This is a genomic window from Sphingomonas sp. CROZ-RG-20F-R02-07, assembly GCF_022662335.1.
Lineage (GTDB): Bacteria > Pseudomonadota > Alphaproteobacteria > Sphingomonadales > Sphingomonadaceae > Sphingomonas.
Map to the genome: position 1 here is coordinate 49898 of NZ_JAKNQJ010000010.1, position 14508 is coordinate 64405.

Annotated in this window: 15 protein-coding genes and 1 pseudogene; 8 read left to right on the forward strand and 8 right to left on the reverse strand. The window is 64.9% G+C overall.

From position 1 onward, the window contains the following. Positions 1 to 79: 79 nt before the first annotated feature. The 5 genes and pseudogenes from L8H00_RS14115 to L8H00_RS14135 all read right to left on the reverse strand — a co-directional run bounded on the left by L8H00_RS14115 (position 80) and on the right by L8H00_RS14135 (position 4074). Entirely contained in the window at positions 80 to 517 is a 438-nt protein-coding gene (locus L8H00_RS14115; RefSeq protein WP_347340742.1) for a transposase, read from the reverse strand. A gap of 65 nt (positions 518 to 582) precedes the next feature. Beyond that, complete coding sequence (locus L8H00_RS14120) at positions 583 to 1020, reverse strand: transposase (RefSeq protein ID WP_242097944.1); 438 nt, start codon at positions 1018 to 1020, stop codon at positions 583 to 585. A 211-nt stretch (positions 1021 to 1231) separates the two neighbouring features. Further along, positions 1232 to 1427 (reverse strand): annotated as a pseudogene (locus L8H00_RS14125) (IS5/IS1182 family transposase); the annotation flags it as partial. Positions 1428 to 1522: 95 nt separating this feature from the next. Continuing rightward, positions 1523 to 2518: a glycosyltransferase gene (locus L8H00_RS14130; RefSeq protein WP_242097945.1), complete on the reverse strand. Its 996-nt coding sequence runs from the start codon at positions 2516 to 2518 to the stop codon at positions 1523 to 1525. Further along, positions 2515 to 4074, reverse strand: coding sequence for an O-antigen translocase (locus L8H00_RS14135; RefSeq protein ID WP_242097946.1), 1560 nt, complete (start codon positions 4072 to 4074; stop codon positions 2515 to 2517). The genes L8H00_RS14130 and L8H00_RS14135 overlap by 4 nt, the downstream gene beginning before the upstream one ends. 149 nt (positions 4075 to 4223) lie before the next feature. Between L8H00_RS14135 and L8H00_RS18995 the strand changes: the two genes are divergently transcribed. From L8H00_RS18995 to L8H00_RS14150, 3 genes are read left to right on the forward strand one after another with little or no spacing between them, the layout of a single operon-like run. Continuing rightward, entirely contained in the window at positions 4224 to 5189 is a 966-nt protein-coding gene (locus tag L8H00_RS18995; protein WP_242097947.1) for a DegT/DnrJ/EryC1/StrS family aminotransferase, read from the forward strand. Then, positions 5186 to 5707, forward strand: a complete 522-nt coding sequence (locus tag L8H00_RS19000; protein ID WP_347340741.1) for a DapH/DapD/GlmU-related protein — start codon at positions 5186 to 5188, stop codon at positions 5705 to 5707. The genes L8H00_RS18995 and L8H00_RS19000 overlap by 4 nt, the downstream gene beginning before the upstream one ends. Positions 5708 to 5712: 5 nt before the next feature. Beyond that, positions 5713 to 6648: a GNAT family N-acetyltransferase gene (locus tag L8H00_RS14150; RefSeq protein ID WP_242097948.1), complete on the forward strand. Its 936-nt coding sequence runs from the start codon at positions 5713 to 5715 to the stop codon at positions 6646 to 6648. Here the strand turns inward: L8H00_RS14150 and L8H00_RS14155 are convergent. Together L8H00_RS14155 and L8H00_RS14160 are read right to left on the reverse strand one after the other, a co-directional pair. Then, positions 6626 to 7735, reverse strand: coding sequence for a DegT/DnrJ/EryC1/StrS family aminotransferase (locus L8H00_RS14155; RefSeq protein ID WP_242097949.1), 1110 nt, complete (start codon positions 7733 to 7735; stop codon positions 6626 to 6628). The genes L8H00_RS14150 and L8H00_RS14155 overlap by 23 nt on opposite strands. Further along, positions 7732 to 8322: an FdtA/QdtA family cupin domain-containing protein gene (locus tag L8H00_RS14160; protein ID WP_242097950.1), complete on the reverse strand. Its 591-nt coding sequence runs from the start codon at positions 8320 to 8322 to the stop codon at positions 7732 to 7734. Before L8H00_RS14160 ends, L8H00_RS14155 begins: the two co-directional genes overlap by 4 nt. Before the next feature lie 21 nt (positions 8323 to 8343). Here L8H00_RS14160 and asnB point away from each other — a divergent pair, with 21 nt between their 5' ends. The 5 genes from asnB (at position 8344) to L8H00_RS14185 (ending at position 13193) form a co-directional block, all read left to right on the forward strand. After that, positions 8344 to 10275 (forward strand): asparagine synthase (glutamine-hydrolyzing), encoded by a 1932-nt coding sequence (gene asnB / locus L8H00_RS14165; RefSeq protein WP_242097951.1) that lies wholly within the window; start codon positions 8344 to 8346, stop codon positions 10273 to 10275. Beyond that, the gene (locus L8H00_RS14170) at positions 10272 to 11267 is read left to right on the forward strand and encodes a GDP-mannose 4,6-dehydratase (protein ID WP_242097952.1); all 996 of its coding nucleotides are present in this window, start codon (positions 10272 to 10274) and stop codon (positions 11265 to 11267) included. The genes asnB and L8H00_RS14170 overlap by 4 nt, the downstream gene beginning before the upstream one ends. A 196-nt stretch (positions 11268 to 11463) precedes the next feature. Then, positions 11464 to 11700, forward strand: coding sequence for a hypothetical protein (locus tag L8H00_RS14175; RefSeq protein WP_242097953.1), 237 nt, complete (start codon positions 11464 to 11466; stop codon positions 11698 to 11700). Between the two features lie 87 nt (positions 11701 to 11787). Continuing rightward, on the forward strand, positions 11788 to 12789 hold the full coding sequence (locus L8H00_RS14180; protein ID WP_242097954.1) for a M48 family metallopeptidase: 1002 nt from the start codon (positions 11788 to 11790) through the stop codon (positions 12787 to 12789). Continuing rightward, positions 12786 to 13193, forward strand: a complete 408-nt coding sequence (locus tag L8H00_RS14185; RefSeq protein ID WP_242097955.1) for a DnaJ domain-containing protein — start codon at positions 12786 to 12788, stop codon at positions 13191 to 13193. The genes L8H00_RS14180 and L8H00_RS14185 overlap by 4 nt, the downstream gene beginning before the upstream one ends. On the opposite strand, the gene L8H00_RS14190 is transcribed toward L8H00_RS14185, so the two are convergent. Next, positions 13194 to 14492, reverse strand: coding sequence for a sugar transferase (locus L8H00_RS14190; protein WP_242097956.1), 1299 nt, complete (start codon positions 14490 to 14492; stop codon positions 13194 to 13196). Between the last annotated feature and the right edge of the window lie 16 nt (positions 14493 to 14508).

Here is a 14508-nt window from a genome sequence, read left to right on the forward strand (position 1 = left end):
ATGCGGAACCGCGAGGGCCGGCCGAGCGTGTCCGCGAGCATGTGGACCCCTTCGACAAGCTCAGCAACCGTATTGCAGGTCAAGCGGGATCGGTCTGCCAGGGTCGATCATAGGTGAGCATGGAGTTGGCGACGGTGATGAGTTTTCGCATGGCAGCGACGATGGCGACCTTGGGTGGTTTGCCCTGTTCACGCAAGCGTTTGTAGAAGGGTCGAATGGCGGGATTGCAGCGGATGGCGACAATGGTCGCCATGTAGAGACAGCATCTCGCTGACATCCGCCCACCCGCAATATGCGCCTGACCGCGCGACATGCCGCTATCGCGGTTCATGGGTGCGACACCAGTGAGCGCGGCAATCTGTTTGTTGCCCGTGAGCCCGAGTTCGGGAAGCTCGGCCACCAGCGTGGCGGCGGTAAACCGCTCCGACGCCGGGATCGTGCGCAGGAGTGCCGCGCGACGGGCAAGCGTAGCATCGGCTTCGATGGCGTCGGCGATCGCTTCGTCGATGGCGGCGATCTCCTGGCCAGAAAGGCCAGATGCCGCTCGAGCGAACCGGTGACGAGCGGCTGGCCTGGGATCGGTTAGCGCTGTTTCTCCTGGGCTGCGGCATCGACAAGTTGGCGTCGTCGGCGGACCAGATCGATCAGCCGGACCTGTTCAGGCGATGGTGCAGGCGATGCTGGCGGCTGCATGGCATCAGCGAACCGCAAGATGGCGGCTGCGTCAATCTCATCGGTTTTCGCCAGCCGGCCGGTGGCACGGGCGAAATTGCGCACCTGGCGCGGATTGACCCGGCTGAGCGGAACCGTCTCGGCGGCCAGATCGCCCGTCAGGCGCCGGGTATAACCGCCGGTCGCCTCGCAGACGACGTGGGGATTACCGAGCCGACGTACCCGCTCGACCAGTCCGGCAATGCCGCTGGCATCGTTTGGCGTGCGCCATATCTTGGCTACACCGGGAAAGGCGACATCGAGATGATGCTTGGACACGTCGATGCCGACATAGCTTGGCTGCTGCATGATAACTCCTCCTCGCATGCGGGCTCCGACGCCCGATCAACCGTTCGAGACGATCATGAGGGGAGCAGGCAACCGAGCTGAGTTGCGATCTCGGCGACCAGGGACAGGCACGATCCACCCGCTCCCGTGATGGGCCGGGTCATGACCCGGCCCATCACGGGATCAACGCATCACATCCGCGCTAATCCTGCCAGCAATATACGAGGACAGGCTTGGTCGTCAGTCCGCCTCGGGAACGCCCCAGCGCCTGATCCTTAGCTCCCTTTTCCGGTCGCCGCCTGCTGGTGGACGCGAACGATGGTGCTGTCGATCATCAGATACCGGTTGTCCCGGACGGCCGTCAGCGCCTCGAACACCCGCTCCCAGAGCCCGGCGTGACACCAGCGGCTGAAACCCCGGTGCACCGTTGCGTGGTCGTGGCGCTCCCGTGACGTACCTGTCCCATATGGCTTCCTTCCATTCCAACGAAAGGATCGCACCATCAAACCGTGGGATAAAATACCTAGCCAACCTTGCCGCCGTTCTGCCGAAAACCCCGATTAATGCGGCTCTGGATCAGCCACCGGATACGCGATTTCAGATAATGCCTCAGCACGAGGCGCCGGTCGATGTTGCGGGGCAGATGCCGGAGCAGTGCCGCTTCCCGGCCCGCCAGTCTGCTGCCAGACAGCGCGATCAGCGCCTCGTGCGTGGCGATTGTTCGCTCGCAAATCTTGCGAATATCGGGGTCGATGGAACCGACATGGTCGGCATCGATCAATCGCTGCCTCGCATCTTCCAGAAGAACGGTATTCTTCTTTACCGACCAGTTGCCTAAATAGTCCTTAAGGTTTTGGGCGTGCGTACGGGAGACTCCGCCCTCTACCCGATACCGGATCGTCTTATCGTTTATAAACTGGATTTGACCGCCAAGCAGGAGCGCTCGCCAGCCGAGAACCCTATCTTCATAGATGAGCTTGGGACCAAAACCGGGGAAACTCTCGATCAGATCGCGCGTGAACGCGCAGCTGGCACCGATTGCCTCGCTGAAACCGCCGGCGATGCCGGCAAGGTCGTGTTGTCCGGTATAGACCCAGCTCGGCTGGGCGATGATCCGTCCTTCAAGATCCATCAATTCAATATCGGAATACATCGAGACGGTGCCGCCACCCAAGCTCTGCCAGTGCCTGACCATCGACGAGACGCGGTGGGGCAGCGGGATATCGTCTCCGGCGATGCCGACGATCAACGCGCCCCGGCATTCCCGCACCGCTTGGTCGAGATGATATGCGGCCCCTTTGTTCACCGGTGTGCGGCGGACGCGCACATGGTGCCGGCCGGTGTAGCCAGCGGCAAGTTCCAGCAACCGCTCATAGCTGCCGTCGGTAGACCCGTCGTCCGACAGCAGGATTTCCATTTCGCCGTCGTAATCTTGCGCATAGGCCGCGGCGACCACCTCGTCCACGTATCGACATTGGTTATAGACGTAGACGATCTGCGACACTTGGAACAAGGTCATGGACGCCGCTCCTCACCGGCTTTGAGATGGAGGAGCCGACGAAGCTGCCCCGCCATAGAGGATAGGATCGCAAGCCGGGCAGGCAAGCCGCCAAGCTGATCTAGGCAGAGCAGTGCGAACAGGGCAGCGGCGCCCGCCATCATGATCCCGGCCAGCAGGCCGACCGGAGCCGACCACGTGCTAACTGCGGCCACCAGCGCAACGGTGAGGAACGTCGCCGCAGCGTGCAACACAACGCGTCGGGTCCAGGCAAAGCCAGTCATGCGGCGCGCAAGGAAATAGACCGCCGGAACATAGGCGCCGTACATCAGTAGAAAGCCCATGCCGGTCGCCGGAAGCCCTAGCCGGTCGATCGCCAGCCACACAAAAACGGCATAGACGCCCACTCCAAGCGTCTCGGTCAGCACGAAGGCGCGGCCATTGCCCGAGGCGAGGATAACGAAGCCGATCGGCCAGCCGATGATCTTCAGCACGTCTCCCAGGATCTGCCAGCGCAGCACCTCGGCGGCCGGAGCGAATGCGCCAGAATAGAGCAGGCGGATAGCCCAGGGGGCGGCAGCCTCCATGCCGATCAGGATCGGCGCGGCCAGTAGCAGTGCGATCTCGGCTTGCTCGTTCACCATGCGGTTGACGAGCGCCGGATCGCGGATCGCAGCCGTGAGACGCGGGTAATAGTCGGTTCCCATTGCCTGAAGCACGAAGCCGAGATAAGTCATGGAGATCATCCACGCGGCCGAGAAATGGCCTAAGGCGACCGGCCCGAGCCGCTGCGCGACGATCGCGCGCACTGCAAGCAGCGCCGTGGTGACCGAAATCCCTCCCAGCATGAAGCTGACGCCGAGCCGCGCCATCGGCCACCACTGCGCCCGCATATCGACGAGAGACGGGCGGGCGGTGGCGGTGCGGGGCACGCGCCGGACATACCATCCCGTGACCAGCGCTCCCGTCAGTGGCGCGGCGAGGACATAGACGACGATGCCGTGCTCCCCCCATAAAGCAAGCGCGGCGATCCCTAATCCCGTTCCCAAGATCGCCCCGCCGACGCTGGCGCGTGCCATGTCGCCGATCCGGCGCACGCCATTGAGCAGCGCGATCTGCGCGCCGTTGACCACCGTCAGTCCGACCGCGAGGCCGAGCCAACCGACCGCCGATGCCTGTGCGGGATCGCCCAGCACGTGTCGGGCGAGCGGTTCGCGTAGTAGCCAGAAGGCAGCCGTGCCAAACAGCGCCAGCACCGCCGTCCCCCAAAACAGGGCGCCCCGCGTCGCCGTTACCGCGCGCACGTCGCCGTCGCCTGTCGCTTCGGCCAATTGGCGCACTGCGCTGCTGCCGATTCCTAGTCCCGCCACGGCGCCGCCCGTCGCGAACAGGTTCTGGAGTAGCCCAATCAGGCCGATCCCCGCCGGACCGAGCAGCAGCGCGGCCACCTTGGTGCGGATCAGTCCAATCGCAATGTTGAGGATCGACGCGCCACCAATGATCGAGGACGAGCGCAGGATCTGGCGCGCCGAACCGGTTCCGGCTGCGGCAACCGGTATGACTTTGGCTGCGTCCACAGGGTCGGTCCCCGCGGGGCCAGGCGTGCCCTCCAAAGCGACCATTGTCAGCATATCCCCATATTCGTATAGCTTGGTACCAGCAGTTATGCCGCCCGCGCGATGCGCGACCTCTTACCGAAAGCGTCGGCAGTCAAGCGATGAGGCACGTGAGCACCAATCGAACCGACCTCGCCCATGCCACGCCCGTGGTCGCGCCGCCTAATCCCTCGACCACGGTAAAGGCGTTCGTGTCAGTCAGCCCCTTCTCCTACGCCGCCCTCGACGAGGACACAGCCGGTCCATCACCGGACGAGACAGAGGCGCTGCTCGCAGCCCATCTCGGTCAATCCTTCTCGCTTGCAAACAGCGGCCGGCACGCGCTCGACCTGATTCTCGCTGACCTAGCGCTCGCCCCCGATGACGTCGTCACGATCGTTACGACCTCGGGCTCGGATTACGTGTCGAACTGCGTCACCTCGACGATCGAGCGTTACTGCCGCTGGTCGATGCGGCGCGAACCCGGTACCCGGGCAGTGATCGCTATCCACGAATGGGGCCGCGCTTGCGAGCGGATTGGCGATTACCTCGGTACCGGTGTCCCCGTCATCGAGGACTGTGCTTACGCCTTCGCGACCCGGTATGCGGACGGCGAGCAAGTGGGGCGGAGGGGCGACTACGCGCTGTTCAGTCTCACCAAGATGTTCCCCGTCAACTTCGGTGGGGTGGCGATCGCACCAGCGGGACGACACCTGCCCTTCGCCATGCCGGATGCCGACCGCGCATTCTTGCTGGCCACGATCGGCCCCGAGCTCGCGCGGCTGGACGAGGTGCTGTGCAAGCGGCGTGTGGTGTGGAACGATCTCGCCGGGCGCTTCGCGGCGCTCGGCGCTCCGGCCTTCTTTGCTCCCGTCGCCGGCGAGCAGCCATCGGTGTTCATGTTCGCGCACGACCCCACCAGGGTTCCTCTGCCTGAACTGCGTCGTCGCTTCGACGCGCACGGGATCGAGGCCAGCGTCTTCTACGGCTCCGACGCCTTCTTCGTGCCAGCGCATCAACGGATCGGGCCACGTACCCGCGCGCTGATGGCGGCGGTCTATGCAAAGTTGCTCGCCGACTACGCGAGGCCGGCGTGATCGCGGCGCTACTCGATCGGCTCGATCGCGTGGTCTACGATTGGCTTGCCGCGCATCCTGACCAACTGCCCGTCAGGATGCGCAAGCTGGTCGCCTGGCACTATCCCGACGCCCGGCTTCGCAAGCTCTATTGGGCTAGCCTCAACGTCACGATGGGCGAGAACACCTTTCCCAATCCCGGACTGCTCGTGGTCAACACCATGGATACCGATGCACGGGTGACGATCGGCGCGCGCGTCTCGATCGCACCGGGCGTGATCCTAATAACCGACTCCTCTCCCGGTAACTCGCCGATGCTCATGCGCCATCCCGAAGTGGCGGCGATGGTGCGTCGGGCGCCGATCACGATTGAGAACGACGCGTGGATTGGCGCGGGCGTAATCGTCCTACCGGGGATCACCATCGGGGGGGGCGCAATCCTGGGCGCGGGTGCGGTTATCACCCGCGACGTACCGTCCTTTGCGATCGTCACCGGCGTTCCCGGCCGCGTGATCCGCTCGCTTGCACCTGTGGCCTGAGTCTGATGCCCGACTACAACCTTCTCGTCGATGAGTTCGCCGCGTCCGATCTCGGCACGTTGTTTCACCAACCGGCCTTCTTCCGGCTCCATGCGGGCAACAGCGGCCGCTATTTCCAGTGGACGGACGGCCGGGAAGTCGTGGGCGTTGTCCACTTCACCGAAGTCGAGCCGGGTGTCTGGCGCTCGCCTGCGCGCGGGACCTTTGCCGGCTATGCCTGGAGCCAGGAACTACCGGTCGAGCAGCTATTCGCCTTTCACGATAGGGTGGAGGCGGAACTCGCCCGCGCGGGCGCGCGTCGGGTTGAGGTGCTGCCCGCACCGATGGCACACGACCCGGCCGCCTTCTCAAACGCACTTTATCTGCTGCGCGCACGCGGGTTCAAGATGGAGACGTGCGACCTCAACCATGCGCTGACGGTGAGCGGGGTGCCGCTTGCCGAGCGGATGACCTACGGGAACCGCAAGCGGCTGCGCAAAGCGGAGCGCGAAGGCTATTTGGTCGCACGGCTCGGCCTCGAGCGACTGCCAGCGGTATACGACGCTATTGCCGCCAATCGCGCTGGCAAGGGGAACGAGATGTCGATGCGGTTAAGCCAGTTGGAGGAGATGGCCGCGCTATTTCCCGACCGGCTGGTGTTGTTCGGAATGGCGGAACCTGGGGCTCAAGACGAACAGTTGGCAGCGTCGGCAGTGTGCCTGCGGTTGTCGCCGTCGGTGCTTTACGTCTTCTATTGGGGCGACCGGCCGGGCTATGCTGCGCTTAGTCCGGTTGTAGCGCTGGCCGAAGCAATCTATGGTTACTGTCAAGCCGAGAAGGTAGCGCTGTTCGACGTCGGCACCTCGACAATCGACCACGCTCCCAATCATGGATTGATCGGGTTCAAACGGGGTCTCGGCTTTACCGAGACGCTCAAGGTCAGGATGGCGAAGCGGCTCTGACAGCCGCCGCCACGCGCTCTGCCTGTTCCATCGATAAGTGCGGGCCGATCGGCAGGCTCAGCACGGTGTCAGCGAGCCGCTCGGCGATTGGAAAAGTGCCTTTGCCAAGGCCGAGATCGGCATAGGCCTGCTGCCGGTGTGGCGGGATCGGATAGTGAACCAACGTCTGGACGCCACGCTCGGCCAGCATCGCCATCATCGCGTTGCGTTCGGGAGTCTGGACGACGAACAGGTGCCAAGCGGGCTCAGCCCAATTCGGAACATGCGGCAGGACGAGGGCGGTGCCGGCAAGACGATCAAGGTAGAAGGCCGCAATGTGCCGACGATGCGCGGTCCATCGGTCGAGGTGGCGCAACTTCACCGCCAAAATCGCCGCCTGCAACGGGTCGAGCCGCGAATTCACACCGCGGACCGCGTTGACGTATTTCTGCTGCGATCCGTAATTGCCCAGCATCCGAACGCGGTCGGCAATCGCGGAATCGTCGGTCGTCACCGCACCGCCATCACCCAGTGCACCCAGGTTTTTGCCGGGATAGAAGCTCCACGCCACGGCATGGCCATGCGCGCCGATCGGCCGCCCCTTATAGCGCGCGCCATGGGCCTGCGCCGCATCCTCTAGTACAAGCAATCCGTGAGCGCGGGCGATATCTAGGATTGGATCGAGGTCGGCGGGTTGGCCGTACAAATGCGTCGGAAGAATAACCTTGGTTCGCAGTGTGATCGCCGCCTCGACCAGCCGTGGATCGAGGTTGTGCGTGGCCGGGTCCGGTTCGACCAGCACCGGCGTCGCGCCGACCATGCTGACCGCCAGCAGCGTAGCGATGAAGGTATTGCTGGCTACGATCACTTCGTCGCCCGGCCCCACGTCCATCGCTTTCAGCACAAGATGCAGCGCATCGAGGCCGTTACCGACCCCGACGCAATGACGCGCCTCGCAGTAAGCGGCAAAATCCCGCTCGAAACGTTTAGTTTCAGGACCACCGATATACCAGCCGGATTCCGCAACGCGACGCATCGCATCATCGATTTCGTCGCGTAGTTCGAGATAGCCGCTCTTCAGGTCTAGGAACGAAACGTCGTTGCTCACCCTTGCACCTTTGCCATGAACGTGTCGTAATCGCGAATGTAATCGGTCGGATCATAGGGTGCGCTCGCCAAGACGAGCAGCACGGCATCGGCCGAGAAATCATGCATCTCGCGCCAGATCAGCGACCCGATTTCGATCGCAAGATCGGGTCGGTCGAGTGTGACGTCCGTGCTGATCGTGCCGTCGTCAACGCGCATCACGCACGACCCGCTCACGCAGATCGCCCATTGCGTCAGATCTTCATGCGCATGGAAGCCGCGCTCGACGCCTGGCCGGTTGCCAAAAATATAATAGATGCGCGCCACGTTGAACGAGAGCTCCTTGCCGCTCTCCAAGGCGATCAGGCTACCCCGGGCGTCGCCGCGCACGGCAAGATCATGGATACGGCAGTTTTTTGGTAGCTGTGGCAACAAAGTACGATCCAGATGATGTGGCGCCGTCATAACGGAGTGTCGCCGTGCCACAACTGTCAATTCTAGCGCTCGCTGCCGTGACACGCCTCCGGGCTTGTGCGAGAGGGTGGCGATGCGGACGATGGAGTGTACCCAGTGTGCGGCATAGCCGGCGCGTTCATTAACGGCGCGCATGATCCTTCCCTGGTCGACCGGATGACAGGGCCGCTGCGGCACCGCGGTCCCGACGATAGCGGACGATGGGACGATCCCGACGCCGGCAGCGGCCCGCGCATGGTGCTGGGGCATCGGCGGCTCGCGATCGTCGACCTGTCGCCGCTCGGCCATCAGCCGATGGCGTCGGTCGACGGGCGCTGGATGATCGCGTTTAACGGCGAGATTTACAATCACCTCGCCATCCGCACCGAACTGGATGCCGCGGCCCTCGCCCCCGCATGGCGCGGGCATAGCGATACCGAGACGCTGGTCGCTGCTATTGCCGCTTGGGGGCTGGAGGCGACAATCGCCCGCGCCGTCGGCATGTTCGCTATCGCGCTGTGGGATCGACGGGAACGGGTGCTCCACCTCGTCCGCGACCGGTTCGGCGAGAAGCCGCTTTACTACGGCTGGGTGGGCGGCGATTTCCTGTTCGCGTCCGAACTGAAAGCGCTGCGGGCGCATCCAGGCTTCACCAACCCAATCGATCGCGATGCGCTCGCCGCCTTTGCCGCGCGCACCTATGTCCCCGCGCCGCATTCGATTTATCGCGATGTCTACAAGCTGGAACAGGGCTGCATCCTGACGGTGACGCCGGGTGCGGCGCGCGTCGCACCCGGCGCGCCGCCCGCCGAGGGGCGGCGCGCCGGGCTGACGCTAACCCGCTACTGGTCGTATCGCGATGTGCTGGCACAGGGCGCGACCGACCCGATCCCTAGCGAAGAGGATGCGATCGCCGCGATCGATGATGCGCTCGGCCAGGCCATCGCTGGGCAGGCGATGGCTGACGTGCCGGTCGGCGCATTCCTGTCGGGCGGGATCGATTCCTCGACCGTCGTCGCGCTCTACCAGCGCCATTCGTCGACGCCGGTGCGCACCTTTTCGATCGGGTTCGAGGAAGCGGGCTTCAACGAGGCGGAATATGCCAAGAAGGTCGCGCGCCACTTCGGCACCATCCACAACGAACGCTACGTCACCGTTGCCGAGACGCAGGCCGTCATCCCGCAACTGCCGGCGATGTACGACGAACCCTTCGCCGATTCCTCGCAGATCCCGACGCATCTGGTCAGCCGGTTTGCGCGCGAACAGGTGACGGTCGCGCTGTCGGGTGATGGCGGCGACGAGCTGTTCGCCGGTTACAACCGCCATTTCGCTGCACCCAGAATGTGGGAGCGGCTGAACCTGTTGCCGCGACCCCTGCGCGCCGCGGCGGGTGCGCCGCTCAGCCGGCTGCCGGTGGGGCTGTGGAATACGCTGCCGGGCAATCGCCCGCCGCATTTCGGTGCCAAGATCCAGAAGGCGCTACGCGTTGCGGGCGGCGCACGCCGGTTCGACGATGTGTACACCAGCTTCCTCGACGAATGGAGCTTCGAACGATCGCCGGTATTGGGTACGGACGCCGTGCCTGGGTTCGACCTCGACCCCTATCCAGGGGCACCCGACGCGGTGCGCATGATGTATTGCGATGCCACCACCTATCTGCCCGACGATATCCTGGTGAAGGTCGATCGCGCAGCGATGGCGGTCAGTCTGGAAACGCGGGTGCCGTTCCTCGACCACCGGCTCGCCGCAGTCGCCGCACGGGTGCCGCTGGCGATGAAGATCAAGGATGGGCGCGGCAAGCATGTGCTGCGCGAACTCCTCTACCGCCATGCCCCGCGCGCACTGTTCGAACGCCCCAAGGCTGGGTTCGCCATCCCGATCGGCCATTGGCTGCGCGGGCCGTTGCGCCCCTGGGCGGAGGAATTGCTGGCACCATCGCGGCTGGCGAGCGAAGGCTATTTCGACGCCGCTGCGGTCACCGCGCGCTGGCGCGACCATCTGTCCGGTCGCCGCGATGCGACCGCGGCCTTGTGGGCAGTATTGATGTTCCAGGCATGGCTGGCCGAACAGGCGGCGCCTGCTGCGAATCATTGGAAGGAAGCGTCTTGAGGGTTCTCGTCACCGGTGCGGCCGGGTTCATCGGCTTCAACGTCAGCCGCCACCTGCTCGCCCGCGGCGACAGCGTGGTCGGCATCGACAGCATCAACGATTATTACGATCCGCAGATCAAGCGCGACCGGCTCGCGCTGCTGGCCGAGAATGGCGGCGCCTTCGCTTTCAAGCAGGTCGATTTCTCCGATCATGTCGCCTTGGAAGCCGCGCTCGAGGGCGAACAGTTCGACCGCATCGTCCATCTCGGCGCGCAGGCCGGCGTGCGCTATTCGATCGAGAACCCACGCGCCTATCTAACCGCGAATCTCGCCGGGCACCTCAACCTGCTCGAAATCGCGCGCCATCGCCGGTCCGAGCACATGGTCTACGCCTCGTCCTCGTCGGTCTATGGCGGCAACACCACCCTGCCCTTCCGCGTCGAGGACCGGGTCGACCAGCCGCTCTCGCTCTATGCCGCCACCAAGAAGGCGGACGAGCTGATGAGCGAGACCTATGCGCATCTCTATCGCATGCCGCAGACGGGCCTCAGATTCTTCACCGTCTATGGCCCCTGGGGCCGGCCCGACATGGCGATGTGGCTGTTCACCAAGGCGATCTTCGCCGGCGAGCCGATCAACGTGTTCGGCGAGGGCAATATGCGCCGCGACTTCACCTATATCGACGACATCGTCGCCGGGATCGTCGCCTGCCTCGACCATCCGCCGGCCGACGACGGCGCAGTGAAGGCCGGGGGCAGCATCTCGCCGCACCGGCTCTACAATATCGGCAACAGCCAGTCGGAGGATCTGGGCGAGATGATCACGCTGATCGAACAGGCGTGCGGCCGCCCCGCCGAGCGCAACCTGATGCCGATGCAGCCGGGCGACGTGCGCGACACCTTTGCCGATATCAGCGCGATCCAGCGCGATCTGGGGTTCGCGCCCACCACCCGGATCAGCGAAGGCGTTCCGAAGTTCGTGGCTTGGTACAAACACTATCACGGGCTCTGAGATCGCCGACCGGTGTATCATTCGGGCAACACGTGGCAGAAATTGTCTCACGGCGGAACAGTAAGCGTATTTTCGGGTTTCCACCCCCGAGAGCCAAAGGGTTGCCCCGGATGAATTTACGGGTGGACAAAATGGCTTTTGGCGGTCTATGGCCACCGGAGTATTCGGAACGGATGTTCTCGAAGGGGAGTTACACGTGAAGTTCAAGGGTATCTACACCGCACTGACGGCACTGTCGCTCGTCGCCGCTCCTACAATTGCTTCGGCTGCTCCGGTGGCGACGCCGCTGACGCAGCCCGCGACCGAGTCGGTTCAAGGCGATAACGCCCTTGCCGGTGGCACCGGGTTCATCATCGCCATTCTTGCAGTTGCTGCGATTGCCGCTGGCATCGTGGCTGCCGCCAAGAACCACGACAAGCCCAACAGCCCGTAAGCTGTCGGTCGCTTTTCGATAAAAGGGTCGGGCTCAACCCCGGCCCTTTTTTTATGCCTCGATCGATCGTCATCGGCCGAACTCTCCGTGTCTGCGCTCAACGTCCTTTTTCTGATCGGCCTCGCCGCCCAAGCGGCGACGGAAGCCCCCCCGGCCGATCCGGTGATCGGCATGGCCGGATACGGGGCGATGGCGCCCGCCCCATCGACGGCGGATCCCGCATGGCAGCTTCCCGGTCGCGAGGAGGACGGGCGGATAGCGCGAGTCGTCTATCGCCTCGCCACCGCCGGGCGCGCGCGCTGTGCGGTCCAGGCGCCCGTTACCGGGTTCGTGCTTCAGCATCTTTCCCAGTTCCAGCCCTCCGATCGCGCCGGCATGATCGCCGCCCTGGGGCTCGATCGCGGCCCTGCGGTGATCGCCTTGGTTCCGGAAAGCCCGGCGGCCGTTGCCGGCCTTCGCACCGGGGACGTGCTGCTGGCGATCGATGACGTCGCCCTGCCGCGCGACATGGACGTCTCCACCGCGTTCGACGCGGCGCGCGCGCATACCCGCGCCGATGCGATCGCCGATCTCCTCGCACAGGCGGCAGTCCGGCCCTTCGCGCTCACCATCCTGCGCGATGGCAGCACGCGCACGCTGCGCCTCGCCCCCCTGTCCGCCTGCCCGGCGCGGGTCGATCTCGCCCGGTCGGGGCAGCGCAACGCCTATGCCGATGGACGCCACGTCTTCCTGACGACGGGGCTGGTGGCGAAAGTCCGATCGGACGACGAGCTGGCCTTCATCGTCGCGCATGAAATGGCGCACAACATCCTCGGCCATGCGACGGTGATGCGCGGCGATACGGTGAAGCACGGCCTTGGCCGCACGCTAGGGCACAGCGGCCAGGTCGTGCGCGGGGTCGAGCGCGCGGCGGATGCGCTGGGCGGCGAACTGATGCTCGATGCCGGCTATGATCCGGTCGTGGGCGCGCGGATCCTCGAACGGCTGGACGGCACCGATCTCGGGATCGGCCTCTTCGCCACGCATGATCCGGCGCGCGAGCGGATCGCGGCGATGCGCGCGATCGCCGCGGCGCGGCACGCCCCATGAGCCAGCGCGACTTCTACCAGGTGCTCGGCGTCGCGCGCGAGGCGTCGGCCGGCGACATCCGGGCCGCCTTCGTCCGGCTGGTCAAGCGGCACCATCCGGATCTTGCGGCAGACGGCGCCGATCTGCCGCGCCGGTTGCACGAGGTGCAGCAGGCCTATCGCTGCCTGTCCGACGGCGCGGCGCGGGCCGCCCATGACGCCGCGCTCGACGAAAGCGTTCGTGCCCATTTCGCCCGTCAGCGCTCGGTCCAGCGGCATCTGCGCCGCTACGATCGCCGCCATCCGCAGGTGTTGCCCCGCCCGCGGCGCCGGATCCACTGGCCGTCGCTGCTGATGATCGCCGCGGGCGGCGCGATCTTGGCCGCGCTCTCCTTCGGCTTGCGGGCCGATCTGATTGCGGGTTGATTATTTGGCGCCGAACCCGGTCAGCATGATGCCCACGGTGCGCAGCGCGATCAGCAGGTCGAGCCAGGCCGAGAAGAACTTGATATAATAGAAATCGTAGTGGAGCTTTACGTGCACGTCGTCGAGCCCGGCAACATGGCCCTGGTTGACCTGCGCCCAGCCGGTGATCCCCGGCCGCACGATGTGGCGATAGCTGTAGAAGGGCAGTTCGCTCTCATACCATTCCGACAGCGGCACCGCTTCGGGACGCGGGCCGATCCAGCTCATCTCGCCGCGCAGGATGTTGACGATCTGCGGCAGCTCGTCGATCCGCGATCGCCGCAGGAAACGGCCGATCGGGGTGATCCGGTCGTCGCCGTCCTGCGTGATCGCGGCATGACGGGCGGCATCGTCGCCGCGGGCCACATCCCGCTCTACCCGCATGGTGCGAAATTTTATCATGCCGAACGGCACGCCGCGATACCCCATCCGGCGCTGGCGGAACAGGATCGGCCCCGGCGAGCTCCGTTTTACCAGCAGCGCCACGACGAGGAGCGGCAGGATCAGGATCGGAAGCAGCAGGATGCTGGCGACGATGTCGATCGTCCGCTTGATCCCGCGATAGCCGAGCGTCGGCAGCAGCGAACCGAAGCTGTTCTCCGACAGATGCTCGATCTGCACGCGCCCGGTGAGCGATTCGCGCAATTGCTTGGTGTGATAGACAGGAATGCCCGAGATCGCCGCCTGCGCCAGCATCCGCTCCCATTCCGGCGAATGGGTCAGGCGGAGGTCGGCGACGATGGAGGCATCGGGATCGTCGGGCACGACGGGTTCGGCAAGCGCGATCCAGTCGATCTGCGGCGTGTCCTCGACGATCCCGGTCTTGCCGAAGGGCACGTAATACATCCGTGGCGGTGCGCCGCGCTGTCCGAAATAGCCGAGCAGGAAGGTCACGCCCACTGACGCCAGATACCCGGCGAGGAGCATCGAACCGCTATAGCTGGCGCGCGAGACGAGAAGCAGCACGGCCGCGATCCCGAACGTGGTGGAAAAGGCGGGCAGGATATAGCTGAACGCCCGCGTGCCCGGATAGAGCGTGACACGGCGAAAGGCGAGCAACGCGATGATCGCTGCGACTAGCGACGTGATCTGGGTGTTTGCGGTGCCGGGAAGATCGCGCGTCAACGTACCCGAGGCGAGCAACGGTGCCACCAGCGGCACGAAATAGGCCGTTGCCGCTACGGCCAGCAACGGCTTCAACAGCCGCACGCCGTTATGGCGCGTTCGTGCCGAACGTCCGTGCTCGCCCGTTATCAGCACAAGGCCCTCCATACCG